The sequence below is a fragment of the Niabella terrae genome (assembly GCF_054783135.1).
The window spans coordinates 384,374-399,104 of sequence record NZ_BAAGRD010000001.1; the positions used below are offsets into that span (position 1 = coordinate 384,374).

Consider the following 14,731-nt stretch of genomic DNA (forward strand, 5'->3'; position numbering starts at 1 on the left):
AGGATCCAGGCCGCGTCTTAGACCAGATTATTGGCCACCAGATACTCGGCGATCTGAACCGCGTTGGTCGCGGCTCCCTTACGCAGGTTATCGCTAACGATCCACAGGTTCAGGGTTTTGGCCTGGGTTTCATCCCGACGGATCCGTCCCACAAATACTTCGTCTTTTTCATGCGCATCTTTGGGCATCGGATATTTTTTATTCTCCAGATCATCTACCACAACGACACCTGGTGTCTGTTCCAATAAATTCCGGATATCCGCCAACTCAAACTCATTTTCGAATTCAATATTCACACTTTCACTATGACCGCCCATTACCGGTATACGAACGGTAGTAGCTGTCACCCGAATCGAGTCGTCTCGCATGATCTTTCTGGTTTCGTTGACCATTTTCATTTCTTCCTTGGTATAACCATTGTCCAGAAATACATCAATCTGCGGAATGACATTCAGGTCAATAGGATAAGGATAAGCCATGGGATATTCAGTATTGCCGCTCCGTTCCCCCATCAGCTGATCTACCGCCTGCTTGCCTGTACCGGTGACACTTTGATAGGTAGAAACAACGACCCGCTTCATCTGATATTTCTTATGCAGGGGTGCCAGTGCCACAACCATCTGTATGGTAGAACAGTTGGGATTGGCAATAATTTTATCATTGGTCGACAGGATATCAGCGTTGATTTCCGGAACGACCAGCGGTTTGGAGGGGTCCATTCTCCAGGCGGAAGAATTATCCACGACGGTGATGCCTGCGGCCGCAAACTTCGGGGCCCATTCAGTAGAAGTACTGCCACCGGCAGAAAACAAAGCCACGGCAGGTTTGGCAGCTATGGCGTCTTCCATGCTAACCACTTTATACGGGGTGCCTTTAAAAACCACTTCCTTGCCTACGCTTCTTTCAGAAGCAACCGGTACCAGTTCTGTTACCGGAAAATTCCTTTCCGCCAATACCTGCAACATTTTAGTGCCCACCAGTCCTGTAGCACCCACAACTGCAACTTTCATTTTTCTTTCGATTTAAGCCTCCCGGTGACCTTTGAAAGGTTCGGGAGTGGGTTAAAAAAAACCTTCCGCTTTTGCGGAAGGTCTGTTCAAGAATTTTATGTCTGCACACAAAAATGGAACCTTCCGTCAGGAATGTTTCTTCATCTTTGTATGTTTCTTTATTGTCATCGGGTTGCAAAAATAGATGCAGATCAACTATCTGCAAAATATTTTTTTATCCCCGACCGCCAGGCCTGAAATATTGACCGGATAATCGCTATTTGGGCGTTACCGGAATTACCGAGGATTTCTTATTAAAAACGGTGGATTTACGGGTAAGCAGCCACATGATGGTAAAAGAAGGAATGACATCGGTACCCGGCAGCAATTCTTCCAGAAAATTGAAAACACCACCAAAGAGACCTTTTGCGCCACCGAAGGTTCTGGCAAAAATAATGGCGGATATGGGTGCCCAGATCACATCGGCAAATTCTCCTACGCCCGGAACGGTAAAACTGAGCATACCCAGGGCGTCCATCAGGATACAAAACAATAAAGAAGGTGTGGTTTTATTATTTGTCATATTACAGGAATTTTATTTTAAGAGTACAAAATCCCTGCTACAGTTGTATCCGGGTCCGCAGTTGACCGTAATATTTGGGGGATTCGCCGAAAAAAAGCCCCGAAAAGGGGCTTCTATATTATAATCGCTGCGTCTTAAAACCATTTAAAACCAGGAACTGCTACCTGTAAAAAATAGCTGCCGGAGGCAATTTCTTCCACTTGAAGAGCGTTAGTTTTGTATATATGAATGCGGAACAGGACTTATACAGAGGTTGTCCGATTCAATACGCAAGACAATTTATTGCCGGTAAATGGCAAATGGGTATTCTATGGAATTTAAGGAACAGCCCATTACGCTTCTCTGAAATTAGCAGTATGTTGCCTGGTATTCCAGACAAAGTACTGGCAGAGGAATTAGATTTTTTTGTTGAAAAGCAGGTGGTTGTAAAACGAACCGTTGATATCCCTAACGTAAGAACAGATTACTCACTTTCTTCCCTGGGAGAAACGCTGATACCGGTTATCAATACTATTTTGATTTGGGGCTACAACCATCTCCAGGATGAAAAAGTAATCGCTCAGATGACTGACACACCCACAACAGCTATACGATCCATCGAAACGCTTATCCGGCAGACACATTAAATTAAACGCCCTATTTCTAAACTTTTGGAAACTTTATTCCATATTTTGAGGCTGTTGCAATAAGTTTTGCAATATCGGGCTTCCCACGCGGCATAGGCGGCAGGCGAAGTGCTTCAGCCGGTTCGCTCATTTCAATAAAATAGTTTTCAAAACCACCTGGTGTAAGGAGCATCAGGGTTTCGAGGGTTTCTGTTTGTATCTTAAAGCTATGTTGTATGTTTTTAGGCAGGAACATTATTTCCCCGGCCGTCGCTTTAAATTCAGTATTGCCTACGGTGTATATTACTGTGCCGTCTAGCACCAGAAACGTTTCATTTTCTTTTGTATGTATATGTGGCGGTGGTTCTAAACCACGTCTTTCGGTACAACGTAGCAATGCATAATTGTTATCTGTATTTTCTTTTCGAATCAGTACAGACATCAAATGACCGATATACCAATAACTATTTTGCTTTTCCCTCCTTGAAAGGATAGCTGGTAAAGAAGTGATTGATGGTTGCCCACTGCCGAGTAATTCACTGGCTACAAAGAAAGCACTGGCTAAACCGGATGCTTCCAAAAAGGATTTTCTGCTGAGCATCGTTGGATGTTTTTTGTAAAGCTAGCCGTACTGGAATAGAAAAAGATGTGCACTTACCTTTTGGTAAGTGCACTAATGGGAAATGCATCTGGTATTGAACTATAGTATTTAAATCGGTATAGCGACATTAGTCCGACACATCCAACTTAAATAGCGCAAAGGCAGCATCCGGCCTACAGATCTGCCTGATAGTTAGTAAGTTCCTTAAACTGTTCCATACGCTGATGTATATCTTCTGCGGTAATTTCCTTAAGCCGGGTCGTTCCGAATTTTTCTACGCAGAAGCTGGCCAGGGCACTGCCTACGATGATAGCCGTCTTCATATTCTCAAAGGAAACATCACCGCTCCGGGCCAGATAGCCAATAAATCCGCCGGCAAAACTGTCGCCCGCTCCGGTGGGATCAAACACTTCTTCCAGAGGCAGCGCCGGCGCTACAAAGACTTTATTCTCATGAAACAGCAGCGCACCGTGTTCCCCTTTTTTAATAACCAGGAACCGCGGGCCCATGGTCAATATTTTCCGGGCTGCTTTGACCAGCGAATACTCCGCAGTCAACTGGCGGGCTTCACTGTCGTTAACCAGCAGTACATCCACTTTACTGATCACTTCTTCCAGTTCGGGGAGTGCTGCATCCATCCAGAAATTCATGGTATCGAGAACGATCAGTTTAGGACGGGTATTCAATTGCTTTATTACACTGAGCTGAACAGCCGGAGCCAGATTGCCCAGCATCAAATACTCCGCACCCTGATAAGATGCCGGAATCACCGGTTTAAAATCCCCCAGTACATTGAGTTCTGTGACCAGGGTATCCCTCGTATTCATATCCAGATGGTAGCGGCCGGCCCAGAAAAAAGATTTACGATCGGGTACCTGCTCTACAGCTTCGATGCTGACACCCCGCTCCTGCAGGGCCTTCAGCTCTTCCTGAGGAAAATCATATCCAACTACCGAAACCTGCCGGATCGGCTGCCCCAGATGGGCGGCGGCATACGCGATATAAGTACCCGCGCCGCCAATGATCTTATTCGATTTTCCAAATGGCGTTTCAATATCATCAAAGGCCATCGATCCAACGACTATAACTGACATATGTTCAAATTTATTTTTTTAAAATTACGGGGGCAAAGGTAAAGGAATAGCACCAAGCGTCATTTCCGAAATCCGACCGTTAATTCCTGGCTCAGATCAGGCGTTGTTTTTTCATTCCTGCAAAAGCAATTAGTTGAAAAACTACAATCATGAGCGCGATAATACCCAGTGCCATCAAAATATCCCTGAACCGTCCTCCTTCCAGTAAAAGGCCATAAAATGCTTCCAGGCACCAGTGCAGGGGGGAAAGCCGCATGAGCTGCTGCATGGATGCCGGCATCGCAAAGGCCGGTACCAACAGACCCCCGATGGCCGCAAAAAGAACAATCGCCACCGCACCGATCCCATTACTCTGTTCCTGCGTTTTTGCAAATACACCAATCATAATGGCAAAACTGGCCGCACACCAGCCGCAAAATATAATGACCAGCAACAAGCTCAGCATATCTTTGGGCCATCCCATAGCAGGCAATCCCATCATCGGAAAAATCCATCTGCCAATGGAAAAAATAATCAGTGCCTGTATCAACGTGATGAGCACATAGGTAATTTGTTTGGATACCATGGCGAGACCCAGTGAAGTAGGCAGGGTTCTGAGCCGCATAAAACTGCCGCTGCTTTTCTCCCGTACAATACCTGAGCCCAGTGAAATCACGATAAAGAACATGGCAAAAACGGTCCAGGCAGGAATATTATGCTGGGTCGCGTTGCTGACAACAGTCGTACCGTCCCTTGAGATAGCGAACTGCTCCACTGGTGTCTGATTCGTCAAAATCTGTTGTTCCAGCGACTCCGGCATCGCAGCCTCATCATTGATGCCGGCGTAGAGTTCGCGCACAATATATTTACTCTGTACAATCTGCAATACGCTGCTCAAAGCGCCCTCAATGCCCTGCCGGAAGGAAGCCTGTAGTACCGGATGATAATATAATTGTACCGGCATTGCAGCAACCTTAGCGGTATCAGCAGCAGCCGCATCAACGGCAACCACCTGAAGAGCCTGACCGGCCACCCTTTGGGAACGCGCCAACACGTCACTACTGTAACGCGCCGGAATGATCAGGCCCAGGAGCGCATCTTTATCCTGCAGGCGCTGTTGTAATATATCCGGATTTGCATTGGCCGGTAATTTTTTCAGGGTGAACATACCGCCTTTTACCAGTGATGACTCAAGTTCCTGTCCCACTGGCCCTTCATCCCTATTTAAAAAAAGCAGGGGTACTTTCTTGTCATTGACGAGTTCAAATGTACTGTTCTGTACAGTGGTAATCACAATAGCCAGCAGAATGGGCATGATAAACATCAGAATCAGTCCCACTTTATCGCGCACCATGATGCGCCAGTCCTTCTTTATAGTCGCCCAGAGTTTGTACATGGCAGAATATTCTATGAAACCGGCATTTCTGCTCAGGCAAATTCCCAACTCACCGTGCCGTCCTTTTCGTCCTTCAGCACAATCCCTACGCGGGCCAGCTGGTTTCTGATTTTATCTGAAGTCAAAAAATCCTTACGACTACGTGCCTGCGTACGGATATCTATGATCAGTTGCATCACTTCCTGCAACTTTTCGTAATCAGCACCGGTAATGTTTTTCAATCCAAAAATGTCTTCCAGGTAGAGCCGGAATGACGCCTTCAGTTTTCCCAGTACAGATGCAGACAGCACGCCGGCATCCAGCGCTTTGTCTTTAATCCCGTTGATTACGGGCACCAGTTCAAAAAGATTTGCCAGCGCTTTGGCCGTGTTAAAATCATCTTCCAGAAAACCCGGAAGTTCACCGATCAGCCGCAGTACCTTTTCCTCGAGTTCCGGATCACTGGCGGGTTGGACAGAACCGGATGCGGCGGCTTCCAGTTTTATCAGGTTCTCATAAGCATCCCAGAGCCGTTTCAGTCCCTTCTCGGATGCCTGCAGGGCTTCATTACTGAAATCCAGGGTACTGCGGTAATGACTTTGCAGTATAAAGAAACGGACGACCATCGGATGATAAGGCTGCTGGAGCAGTGGATGTTCTCCACTGAACAATTCGGTAAGCTTGATTACATTATTATAGCTCTTACCCATTTTACGTCCATTGATGGTAATCATATTATTGTGCATCCAGTAATTCACCGGTGCCGTATGATTACAGATCGTGCTTTGCGCAATTTCACTTTCATGGTGCGGGAATAACAGATCCATACCCCCTCCGTGGATGTCAAATTTTTTGCCCAGGTATTTGGTTGCCATGGCGGAACATTCAATATGCCATCCCGGGAAGCCCTCGCCCCATGGACTTTGCCAGCGCATAATATGCTGGGGCGGTGCAGCTTTCCAAAGCGCAAAATCCGCCGGGTTATTTTTTTCCAGTTGTCCGTCCAGTTCCCGGGTATTACTAATGAGGTCATCAATTTTTCGACCACTGAGTAATCCGTAATCATAGGAGGAAGCATATTTCTTAACGTCAAAATAAACGGAGCCATTGCGCTCATAGGCATAGCCGTCTGAGATCAGCTTCTTGATCATTTCAATCTGTTCTACAATATGACCGGTAGCCGTTGGCTCTATGGAAGGGGGCACGGTATTGAATTGCGCCATGGCCCAGTGAAACAGGTTGGTATATTTCTGTACCAGTTCCATGGGCTCCAGTTTCTCAAGTACCGCCTTGTTGGAAATCTTATCCTCTGCATCCCGGCCTTCTTCTTCAAAATGCCCCGCATCCGTAATATTCCGTACATAGCGGACCTTATAACCCAGCTGTGTCAGGTACCGATATACCACATCAAACGTAATATAGGGGCGGGCATGCCCCAGATGGCTTTCCCCGCTTACGGTGGGTCCGCAGACATACATCCCTACATGCCCGGGTGTGATGGGGGTGAAAACTTCTTTTTGTCTTGAAAGTGAATTATATATCTTTAAATCCGCCATATGCTGCCTCTGAGGTTTGGCTGCAAAAATAAAGTTTCTTGACAGAGTCGGCCTAGTTTTATAAAACGTGCCGTAAAACCCAAAAGTCTTTAGCTTTTGGGATGTAAGGCACAAAATTGTTTTCTTGTATAATATAGTATATTTGCAACATCAGTATAAGATGTAAAAACCTCGTAAGGGACTTGCGAGTACACGTGTGGAGTGATCGTAAGACTTCTAACTCCTCGGAGCAGTAAGCAAATCGCTGTGAAGCACGAAGCACATTGGTCTTTAGCCAATGGGTAGTTCACCAGAAACGTCTGCTGGCCCCTAATTTAACCGGAGATCGGCGATGATCATATAATGATCAGATAAATTACTGGTGATTCTTTTGAACTGGCCTACCGAAAAATCAGGCCCGGTGAAAATATAATCGATCCGCAGTGTGGGCGAAAGGGAACTGTAAGTGCGCCCCACTCCAAAACCTTTCTGAAGGAAAGCATCCCGCATATTGCCCTTAATGGTCTTATAGGTATAGGAATTGGGTACATCATTCAGGTCGCCACAGAAAATGACGGGATAAGGACTGTTGCCCAGAACACTTTGCACCATATCTGCCTGGATGCTGCGATGCCGGATCGCCACCGCCAATTTGGAGACGATGGAACGGGCATTTCCCAAGATGTTACCCTTGGCACCTTTCAGTTCTTCAATTTTAGAAATATCTTCCTTACGAAACTGATTGGACTGCAGATGGGTAGTATAGACCCGGACCGACCGGTTTCCAATTGCAATGTCCGCAAAAACCAGTGCTTCGGGCAGTGTGGGCCGGGGATAGCGGACCATGCCCGTGTCTGCAATGGGGAATTTACTGAATATCACACTTCCATTGAACAGTCGATCACCATCCACATCATGGGAAAAATAATAATACGGATAGTCCAGGCCTTTGGAAACTGCCACAATATTGTTATACCAGTCGGGATTGATCGAAGAGGCAAATTCCTGCAGGCAGAGGATATCAGCATTTACAGCTTTAATCTGTCGCAGCATTTTGTAGCGGGTCTGGCTGCCTTTGTTATTATTACGAACCATCTCTATAAACCGCGCCACATTCCAGGTCGCAACACGGATATGCTGATCTGGTGTATCGGCTTTAAAAGGCGGTGTAAAGAACTTAAAGGCCAAGAAATCGGTAATGGCGCCGCCACCGATGATCAGGGCGATGCCAGAAATCAGGGCCCATTTCCTACGAATAAACAACCAGAAAACGGTAAAAAAAATAACGCCGGCCAGAAGAAAAGGGAAGCTTAGACTGATCAGGGCCAGCAGGGGCCAGTTTTCAGGATCGATATAGGGATTGATGCAGGCCAAGAGGAACAGGACGACCAGTGCTGAATTTATCAGCAGCAAAACCCGATTGCTTATTTTCGCCAAAATACTCATGTTCCGAATTAGACCTGAAAGATAGCCAAGTCGGCCAATACAGGCTAATCCCCCACCGATAAATTTTTAGTGCTGCGTAATGATTGCTCTTTCCGGAAAGCGGACTGTTTCGGGGCAGGTGCCAAAGAAACAAGGTCTTATAGCCGGATTAAAAGCTTGATAATCAGTATGCCTATTTTTTTCATCGGCTGGAAGGCCTGGTTGCGGTAGATTCAAGATAGGGTTAGCGGGATAACGCATTCAGGTCCTGTATGCTGCTTTTTATAAAACGTGCCTTAGATCCCAAAAGTCTTTAGCTTTTGGGATCTAAGGCACAAAATTGTTTTCTTGTATAATACTGATATTTGCAACATCAGTATAAGATGTAAAAACCTCGTAAGGGACTTGCGCGTACACGTGTGGAGCGATAGTAAAACTTCTAACTCCTCGGAGCAGTAAGCAAATCGCTGTGAAGCACGAAGCACATTGGTCTTTAGCCAATGGGTAGTTCACTGGAAAGGATTACTTTTTGAGATCTTCACGGCTGGCTCTTTTCAAAAACTCCTTTTCTTCGGTTGAGAGGCTCTCATATCCCTTTTGATTGATTTTGTCCAGAAGTTCGTCCACTTTTTTCTGGGTCAGTTTTGGAGATTTCGTAAAAGGTGCTTGTGTCGTCTTGTAGTAAAGCGCAGATTTTATCGATTGCCTTTGTGCAGATCGCTTTTCCGGATTAAACAGATTGCCGGCCCAGTCATACAGACGGTTCATCCACTCACTGCCGTCGAAACCCCTTCTCAATGTAAAAATGAACAGGTAACCGGTCAGTGCACTGGCCAGATAGGTCAAATAGAGCACCGGATGATTGGGTGGCAGGGTGGCAAAATTTACGACCAGAAAGATGAGTGCAATTATCCATAATGAAATGCCCCTGGCCAGCATGGGTAATACCTTGTAGCTGGGGCTGACGGTGGTCGCCGCTATGCAAACTGCCAGGATACCGGGATTACTACCGGTCAGATAACTGAGTTCAGTTCCTGTTTCGGGCAGCCACCGACCCAATATCAGGAAGACCAGTGCCCCTGCCAGAGAACCGTAAATAAAAACCGGAACGACTTTCTTGAATCCTGTGAGATCTGTGAAAATAAACCCAAAGCACCAGAGCCATAGCATGTTGGCAAATAATGCCCAAACGCCGGTATGGACAAATGAATAGCTCAACAGGGTCCAGGGGCGTTTCCAGAGCCGGGCGGTATCATCCGAAAGGGCAAACCAACTCAGAATATGCTGGCTAAAATAGGCACTGATATCTGTATCTGCATCGGGGCCAAGCCGGACATAGTTGATGGCTTTAAAGAATGCCAATACCACAAAAACAATCATCGCAATGGCGATCAATACCACGACCGGATTGATTTTGGAACCGAAAGACAGCCGGCTATCAAAATTTCTGTCTGAAATGCCCATAATTAAGTGAAAAATTTGCCTGGTTTTTCGTTTTACACCGGGAACAGTCGGTTATCAACGCCTTTGATCCAGTCTCAATATAACGTTTTCCGATTGTTTTTGTTCCATATTTTTAACAAAATAAACCCGGTCAGTGCACCGCCCAAATGCGCATAGTGGGCAACATTATCGCCACTGTACCTCGACACGCCGCCGAAAAGATCCAGCGCAATCAGACCCAGAATTGCCCATTTGGCCTTGACCGGCACCGGAATAAACATCAGGTAGAGTTCCGTATTGGGGAAAGTAAGGGCGAAAGCGACCAGTACACCAAATACGGCACCGGAGGCCCCGATCGCCAAAGTATCATCACCGAGCAGGTATTGCATGGCCAGATGGGCGGCTGCTGCACCCAGGCCACAGATCATATAAAAAATCAGGAAACGTTTGGAGCCCCAGACATTCTCCAGGATCCGCCCAAACATCCATAAGGTGAACATATTAAATAGAATATGAAAAAACATCAATGAGCCGGACGGGGCATGGGCAAACATATGGGTAACGATTTGCCAGGGTCGGAAATAAGGCGTTCCCACGGGCCAAAGACCAATGCGGGCCGTCAGATTATACCTGGGATCAAACAGGATTTGGGCCAGCCAGACAAGTACATTGATGATGATCAGATTCTTAACTACGGGAGGGAATTTTTCTGCCGGTCTGTAATTATAACCACTCATGCGGCAAAGATAGCTATCGGGTTTGAATCCTGAGACAGTTTTCGGCCGGCAGAAGGGGTGTTACCGGAGTTTCAGCTGTACCACATTTTCAATATGCAGGGTATGGGGAAACATATCCACCGGCTGGATTCGGGTAATGGCGTATTTTTCATCCAGGAGCTCCAGATCCCGGGCCTGGGTGGCCGGATTGCAACTGACGTATACCACGGTAGGTGCCGCCATCTCATTGATTTTCTGTACCAGTTTTTCGTGCATACCCGCCCGCGGCGGGTCAGTAATAATCACATCAGGCCGGCCATGGCCTTCAAAAAACTGATCATCACAGATTTTAATGACATCGCCGGCGTAAAATTCGGCCTGGTCCAATCCGTTGATAGCCGCATTTTCCCGGGCATCTGCGATGGCAGCTTCAATGACTTCTACTCCGATGATTTTTCCCGCCTGAGCGCTGCAGAAGATACCGATACTGCCTGTTCCACAATAAAGATCGTACAGGGTTTCCCGACCTGTAAGTTCGGCAAATTCCCGGGTGACCTGATACAGGGCCGTTCCCTGGCGGGTATTCGTCTGAAAAAAAGACTTGGGGCCAATCTTGAATCGGAAATTTTCCAGCTGCTCCATGACATGGCCTTTCCCAAAATAAGTGACCGGCTCGAGATCGTGCAGGCTGTCATTTCTTTTGGTATTAATGGTATAAAGCAGTGAAGTAATTTCCGGAAACTGTTGCAGCACAAACGCCATCAAACGGTTGATCTTGTCCTGATCAGCCGTTCCTACCACAATATTGGCCATCCATTCACCGGTTTCACACAACCGGACCTGCATGGTCCGTAAAAAACCGTGCTGTCCCCTGAGATCATAAAAAGGCCAGCCTTGTTGCAGGGCAAAATCCTTTACCGCCAGCCGTAGTGCATTGGTGGGTTCTGCCTGTAAGTGGCAGGTGTCAATATCTACAACTTTATCCCAGAATCCGCGTGCATGAAACCCGGCAAAACCTGCCGGCTTTGACACCGGATCTGCCGATTGTTTCTGCTGCTCAAAGGCTGCCTTGCTTAGAAAAGCCTCCGTTCCGAAAGTGTATTCGATCTTATTGCGGTAACGCGTAATCGCCGCAGCACCGATGATCGGACGGATCTCTGGCAGCTCCAGTTTACCGATACGCCGGAGCTGGTCTCCCACCTGTTTTTGTTTGTACTGCAGTTGCAGTTCATAAGGTAGTTGCTGCCATTGGCATCCGCCACAGGTTCCAAAATGATCACAAAACGGTGCCACCCTTTTATCCGAATACTGATGAAAACGGGTTGGCCAGCCTTCGGCCCAGTCCTTTTTATTCTTGGTCAGTCGCAGGTCTACCAGATCACCGGGAACGACCTGTTCCACAAAAATGACTTTGCCATCCACCCGGGCCAGGCAGCGGCCTTCGGCGGCATAATCTTCAATCAATACGTTTTCAAGCGTAATTTGCTTTTTCTTTCTGGCCAAAACGAGACAAAATTTTAAGTTCCTGGATAGTATTCGACTGTAAAACCTGCAAATTTACGATTGCCGGACGGATGCACAAATTTCCTGCTGCCGGAGCACCAGAAATCTTTAACACCGAATCGGCGTCGGGGCTGACTTATTCAGCGCTGCTTTCACTATTTTTGCCAATCATGCACATGACAATACGAACCAAGGATCTGGTAAAGCGTTATGGCCAGCGTACGGTGGTTGACCATGTAAGCTTTGAAGTCTTTCAGGGAGAAATCGTGGGATTACTGGGCCCCAACGGCGCAGGCAAGACGACCTCATTCTACCAGGTAGTCGGCCTGATCAAACCGGACGAGGGGGATGTATTCCTCAATGACGAGAATATTACCAAACTTCCGATGTACAAAAGAGCCCAGATGGGTATCGGGTACCTGCCTCAGGAAGCTTCGGTATTCCGGAAGCTGAGCGTGGAAGATAATATCAGTGCCGTATTGGAAATGACCCGGCTTTCCAGGGAAGCCCAGAAAGAAAAACTGGAATCCCTGATTTCAGAATTCAGGCTGGGACATGTGCGTAAAAGTAATGGCGATGTACTCAGCGGGGGTGAACGCCGCAGAACCGAAATCGCCAGGGCGCTGGCAGTCGATCCTAAATTTATACTGCTCGACGAACCTTTTGCAGGTATTGATCCCATTGCGGTGGAAGATATCCAAAGCATCGTAGCCCGGCTGAAATATAAAAACATCGGCATTCTGATCACCGACCACAACGTCAATGAAACCCTCTCCATCTGCGACCGGGCTTATTTGCTGATCGATGGTAAGATTTTTGAGAAAGGCACGGCGGAAGAACTGGCCGCCAACGAACAGGTTCGCAAATTATATTTAGGTCGTAATTTTGAGCTCAAACGTAAAGATTACCTGTACGATGAAGCGGTGCGTCAGGAGCAGGCGAAAGCTGCGGAAGAGTAGTTTCACCGCGATCTATGCAGTTGGACAGATCAGACCTGACCAGGCTTATTCGCCAGGCGCTTCTTCCTGATCCAGTTTATTGTCCCGCACAAACTTGTCCCGTTCTTCTGTGAAATCAGTAATTAATGCATCGGTGGCATCAACGGATTTATCGATAAAATCATGAATATCAGGCAACCGCTGGTCCAACAATCCTATCCCCAGATTAATGTTCTCGGCTTCGACCTGAGCAACCTTTTTCAGTACGGCGGTACCGGAGTTTTTCAGGTCTTCCAATTCCCGGAGTATCTTGTCCATGGCTTCAAGTTTTTCCCTATTGTCCATATACATAATTTTTAAGGGCCTGCTGACGGGGTTATCTCCCGGCTATAGCGAGCTGCCTTGTCTAGTACAAAAACAGGGCCTGAAAGAACATTGAATATACAATTCAATGATTTACAATCTTTTACCGTTCTTACTGTGGAGATTCCCCTGCAATTCAGGATTCCAGGAACAAATCTGTAAAAAGTTCGGCCGTAGGATCCACGGCATATGGACTTAAATCCGTAATACCGGCTGCATGCAATAGTTCCTCATCTATCCAGCAGCGACCGGTGGCTTGAGCAGGTTGCTGTTTCAACAGCTGGTAGGCGGCATCGGCCATGATTTCCGGCTTGCGGCTTCTGGCCGCCAGGGCAGCACCGCCCAGCAGATTTCTTACGGCAGCCGTATCGATCGTAGTCCGGGGCCAGAGGCTATTGGAAGCAATAGGGATTTTCCTGAACTCTTCCGCCCAGCCCATGGCCATCATGCTCATATTGTACTTTGTCATCGTATAAGCGATATGAGGACCCAGCCAGCGGGGGGAAAGATTAATGGGTGGCGACAGCGTGAGGATATGGGCATGATCAGATTGATGCAGGTAGGGCAGACAATGTCTTGTGACGAGAAAGCTGCCCCGCACATTAATTGAGTGCATCAGGTCAAAGCGGTTGGTTTTCGTCTGGGCGGTATCCGTCAGCGCAATCGCCGAGGCATTATTAATTACCATATCAATCCCCTTGAATCTTGCCACTGTCTGTTCCACAGCCGCCACAATCTGGCTTTCCTCTCGTACATCACATGCCAGTGGCAGGGCCTGGCCTCCGGCGGCCTCCACTTCAGCAGCGGCGGTATAAATAGTGCCACCCAGTTTTTCGTTTTCCGTTACTGATTTTGCGGCAATAACGATATTCATGCCTTCACGGGCCAGACGCAGCGCAATAGCTTTGCCGATACCCCGGCTGGCACCGGTAATAAAAGCCGTTTTCTGATGCAAGGACATAACCGTAATTTTTAATTGTATGCTGATAGGACAGTAGCAGCAGAGATTTTACTGCGGCAGATCGTCATCGCCGGTTTGTAGCATTCCCTCCTGTACCTTCTTAAATTTCACACTCGAAAAATCCTGCGGCGCCTCCAGACCATATTTACCGGGAATCCGCTGCCCGGTCGCCGATTGATACAGCGTCGGTCGATCGGTAAAAAATAATTCCTTTTCCTGATCCCACCAGAGATCTTCACAATACAAAGTGTCTCCTTTGGTCGTCACGACTTTCACGCTGTCTCTGAGATAAATCTGGTTCAGGGTTTCATAGTATTTACCGTACTTACTATCCATACGGGTAGTGACCAGTTTGGTGCTGTCGTAAAAATCTACATGTAATTTTTTGGGGAACTCAACATAGGGGGTATCTGCGGTTACGCGAACCATTAATGCAGCCGTCAGCCGGGCTTTTACCTTGCCTCCCTGAGACAGAAAACCTTCAATTTTTATCGCCTCGTCCTTTTGCACCTGCTTCCTGTTAAGGGCATTGATTTCTGTCTCGCTGTTCTCACAACCGAGTACCATTAACAACACCACAAGCTGGAGGATCCTGCTGCGCAAATTGAGTATTTTTTGAGA

General features: G+C 47.2%; 14 protein-coding genes and 1 pseudogene. 2 read left to right on the forward strand and 13 right to left on the reverse strand.

Annotated elements, in window-relative coordinates; all coding sequences use genetic code 11:
* Positions 1-17: 17 nt before the first annotated feature.
* Together ACYVI9_RS01695 and ACYVI9_RS01700 are read right to left on the reverse strand one after the other, a co-directional pair.
* Positions 18-1,010: an aspartate-semialdehyde dehydrogenase gene (locus ACYVI9_RS01695; RefSeq protein WP_460759793.1), complete on the reverse strand. Its 993-nt coding sequence runs from the start codon at positions 1,008-1,010 to the stop codon at positions 18-20.
* A gap of 256 nt (positions 1,011-1,266) precedes the next feature.
* Positions 1,267-1,572 carry a hypothetical protein gene (locus ACYVI9_RS01700; RefSeq protein ID WP_460759795.1) on the reverse strand — a complete coding sequence of 102 codons (306 nt, stop codon included), beginning with the start codon at positions 1,570-1,572 and terminating at the stop codon, positions 1,267-1,269.
* Positions 1,573-1,796: 224 nt separating this feature from the next.
* Here ACYVI9_RS01700 and ACYVI9_RS01705 point away from each other — a divergent pair, with 224 nt between their 5' ends.
* A complete protein-coding gene (locus tag ACYVI9_RS01705; RefSeq protein WP_460759798.1) occupies positions 1,797-2,198 on the forward strand; it encodes a winged helix-turn-helix transcriptional regulator in 402 nt (133 codons plus the stop codon).
* A gap of 16 nt (positions 2,199-2,214) precedes the next feature.
* Here the strand turns inward: ACYVI9_RS01705 and ACYVI9_RS01710 are convergent, their stop codons facing one another.
* The 8 genes and pseudogenes from ACYVI9_RS01710 to rlmD form a co-directional block, all read right to left on the reverse strand.
* Positions 2,215-2,778: a cupin domain-containing protein gene (locus ACYVI9_RS01710; RefSeq protein ID WP_460759801.1), complete on the reverse strand. Its 564-nt coding sequence runs from the start codon at positions 2,776-2,778 to the stop codon at positions 2,215-2,217.
* A 173-nt stretch (positions 2,779-2,951) separates the two neighbouring features.
* On the reverse strand, positions 2,952-3,872 hold the full coding sequence (locus tag ACYVI9_RS01715) for a PfkB family carbohydrate kinase (RefSeq protein ID WP_460759803.1): 921 nt from the start codon (positions 3,870-3,872) through the stop codon (positions 2,952-2,954).
* Positions 3,873-3,963: 91 nt separating this feature from the next.
* The gene (locus ACYVI9_RS01720; RefSeq protein ID WP_460759805.1) at positions 3,964-5,247 is read right to left on the reverse strand and encodes an ABC transporter permease; all 1,284 of its coding nucleotides are present in this window, start codon (positions 5,245-5,247) and stop codon (positions 3,964-3,966) included.
* 32 nt (positions 5,248-5,279) lie between these two features.
* Positions 5,280-6,782 (reverse strand): cysteine--tRNA ligase, encoded by a 1,503-nt coding sequence (gene cysS / locus ACYVI9_RS01725; protein WP_460759808.1) that lies wholly within the window; start codon positions 6,780-6,782, stop codon positions 5,280-5,282.
* 309 nt (positions 6,783-7,091) lie between these two features.
* Positions 7,092-8,207: an endonuclease/exonuclease/phosphatase family protein gene (locus tag ACYVI9_RS01730; protein WP_460759810.1), complete on the reverse strand. Its 1,116-nt coding sequence runs from the start codon at positions 8,205-8,207 to the stop codon at positions 7,092-7,094.
* Between the two features lie 531 nt (positions 8,208-8,738).
* Positions 8,739-9,650, reverse strand: a pseudogene (locus tag ACYVI9_RS01735) (rhomboid family intramembrane serine protease); the annotation flags it as partial.
* 74 nt (positions 9,651-9,724) lie between these two features.
* Positions 9,725-10,366, reverse strand: coding sequence for a rhomboid family intramembrane serine protease (locus ACYVI9_RS01740; protein ID WP_460759813.1), 642 nt, complete (start codon positions 10,364-10,366; stop codon positions 9,725-9,727).
* 60 nt (positions 10,367-10,426) lie between these two features.
* On the reverse strand, positions 10,427-11,848 hold the full coding sequence (gene rlmD, locus ACYVI9_RS01745; RefSeq protein WP_460759815.1) for a 23S rRNA (uracil(1939)-C(5))-methyltransferase RlmD: 1,422 nt from the start codon (positions 11,846-11,848) through the stop codon (positions 10,427-10,429).
* A gap of 170 nt (positions 11,849-12,018) precedes the next feature.
* Here rlmD and lptB point away from each other — a divergent pair, with 170 nt between their 5' ends.
* Positions 12,019-12,807, forward strand: coding sequence for an LPS export ABC transporter ATP-binding protein (gene lptB, locus ACYVI9_RS01750; protein ID WP_460759818.1), 789 nt, complete (start codon positions 12,019-12,021; stop codon positions 12,805-12,807).
* A gap of 45 nt (positions 12,808-12,852) precedes the next feature.
* Here the strand turns inward: lptB and ACYVI9_RS01755 are convergent, their stop codons facing one another.
* The 3 genes from ACYVI9_RS01755 to lptC all read right to left on the reverse strand — a co-directional run bounded on the left by ACYVI9_RS01755 (position 12,853) and on the right by lptC (position 14,713).
* Positions 12,853-13,131 (reverse strand): hypothetical protein, encoded by a 279-nt coding sequence (locus tag ACYVI9_RS01755; protein ID WP_460759820.1) that lies wholly within the window; start codon positions 13,129-13,131, stop codon positions 12,853-12,855.
* 154 nt (positions 13,132-13,285) lie between these two features.
* A complete protein-coding gene (locus ACYVI9_RS01760; RefSeq protein ID WP_460759823.1) occupies positions 13,286-14,110 on the reverse strand; it encodes an SDR family oxidoreductase in 825 nt (274 codons plus the stop codon).
* A gap of 48 nt (positions 14,111-14,158) precedes the next feature.
* Positions 14,159-14,713, reverse strand: a complete 555-nt coding sequence (gene lptC / locus ACYVI9_RS01765; protein WP_460759826.1) for an LPS export ABC transporter periplasmic protein LptC — start codon at positions 14,711-14,713, stop codon at positions 14,159-14,161.
* Between the last annotated feature and the right edge of the window lie 18 nt (positions 14,714-14,731).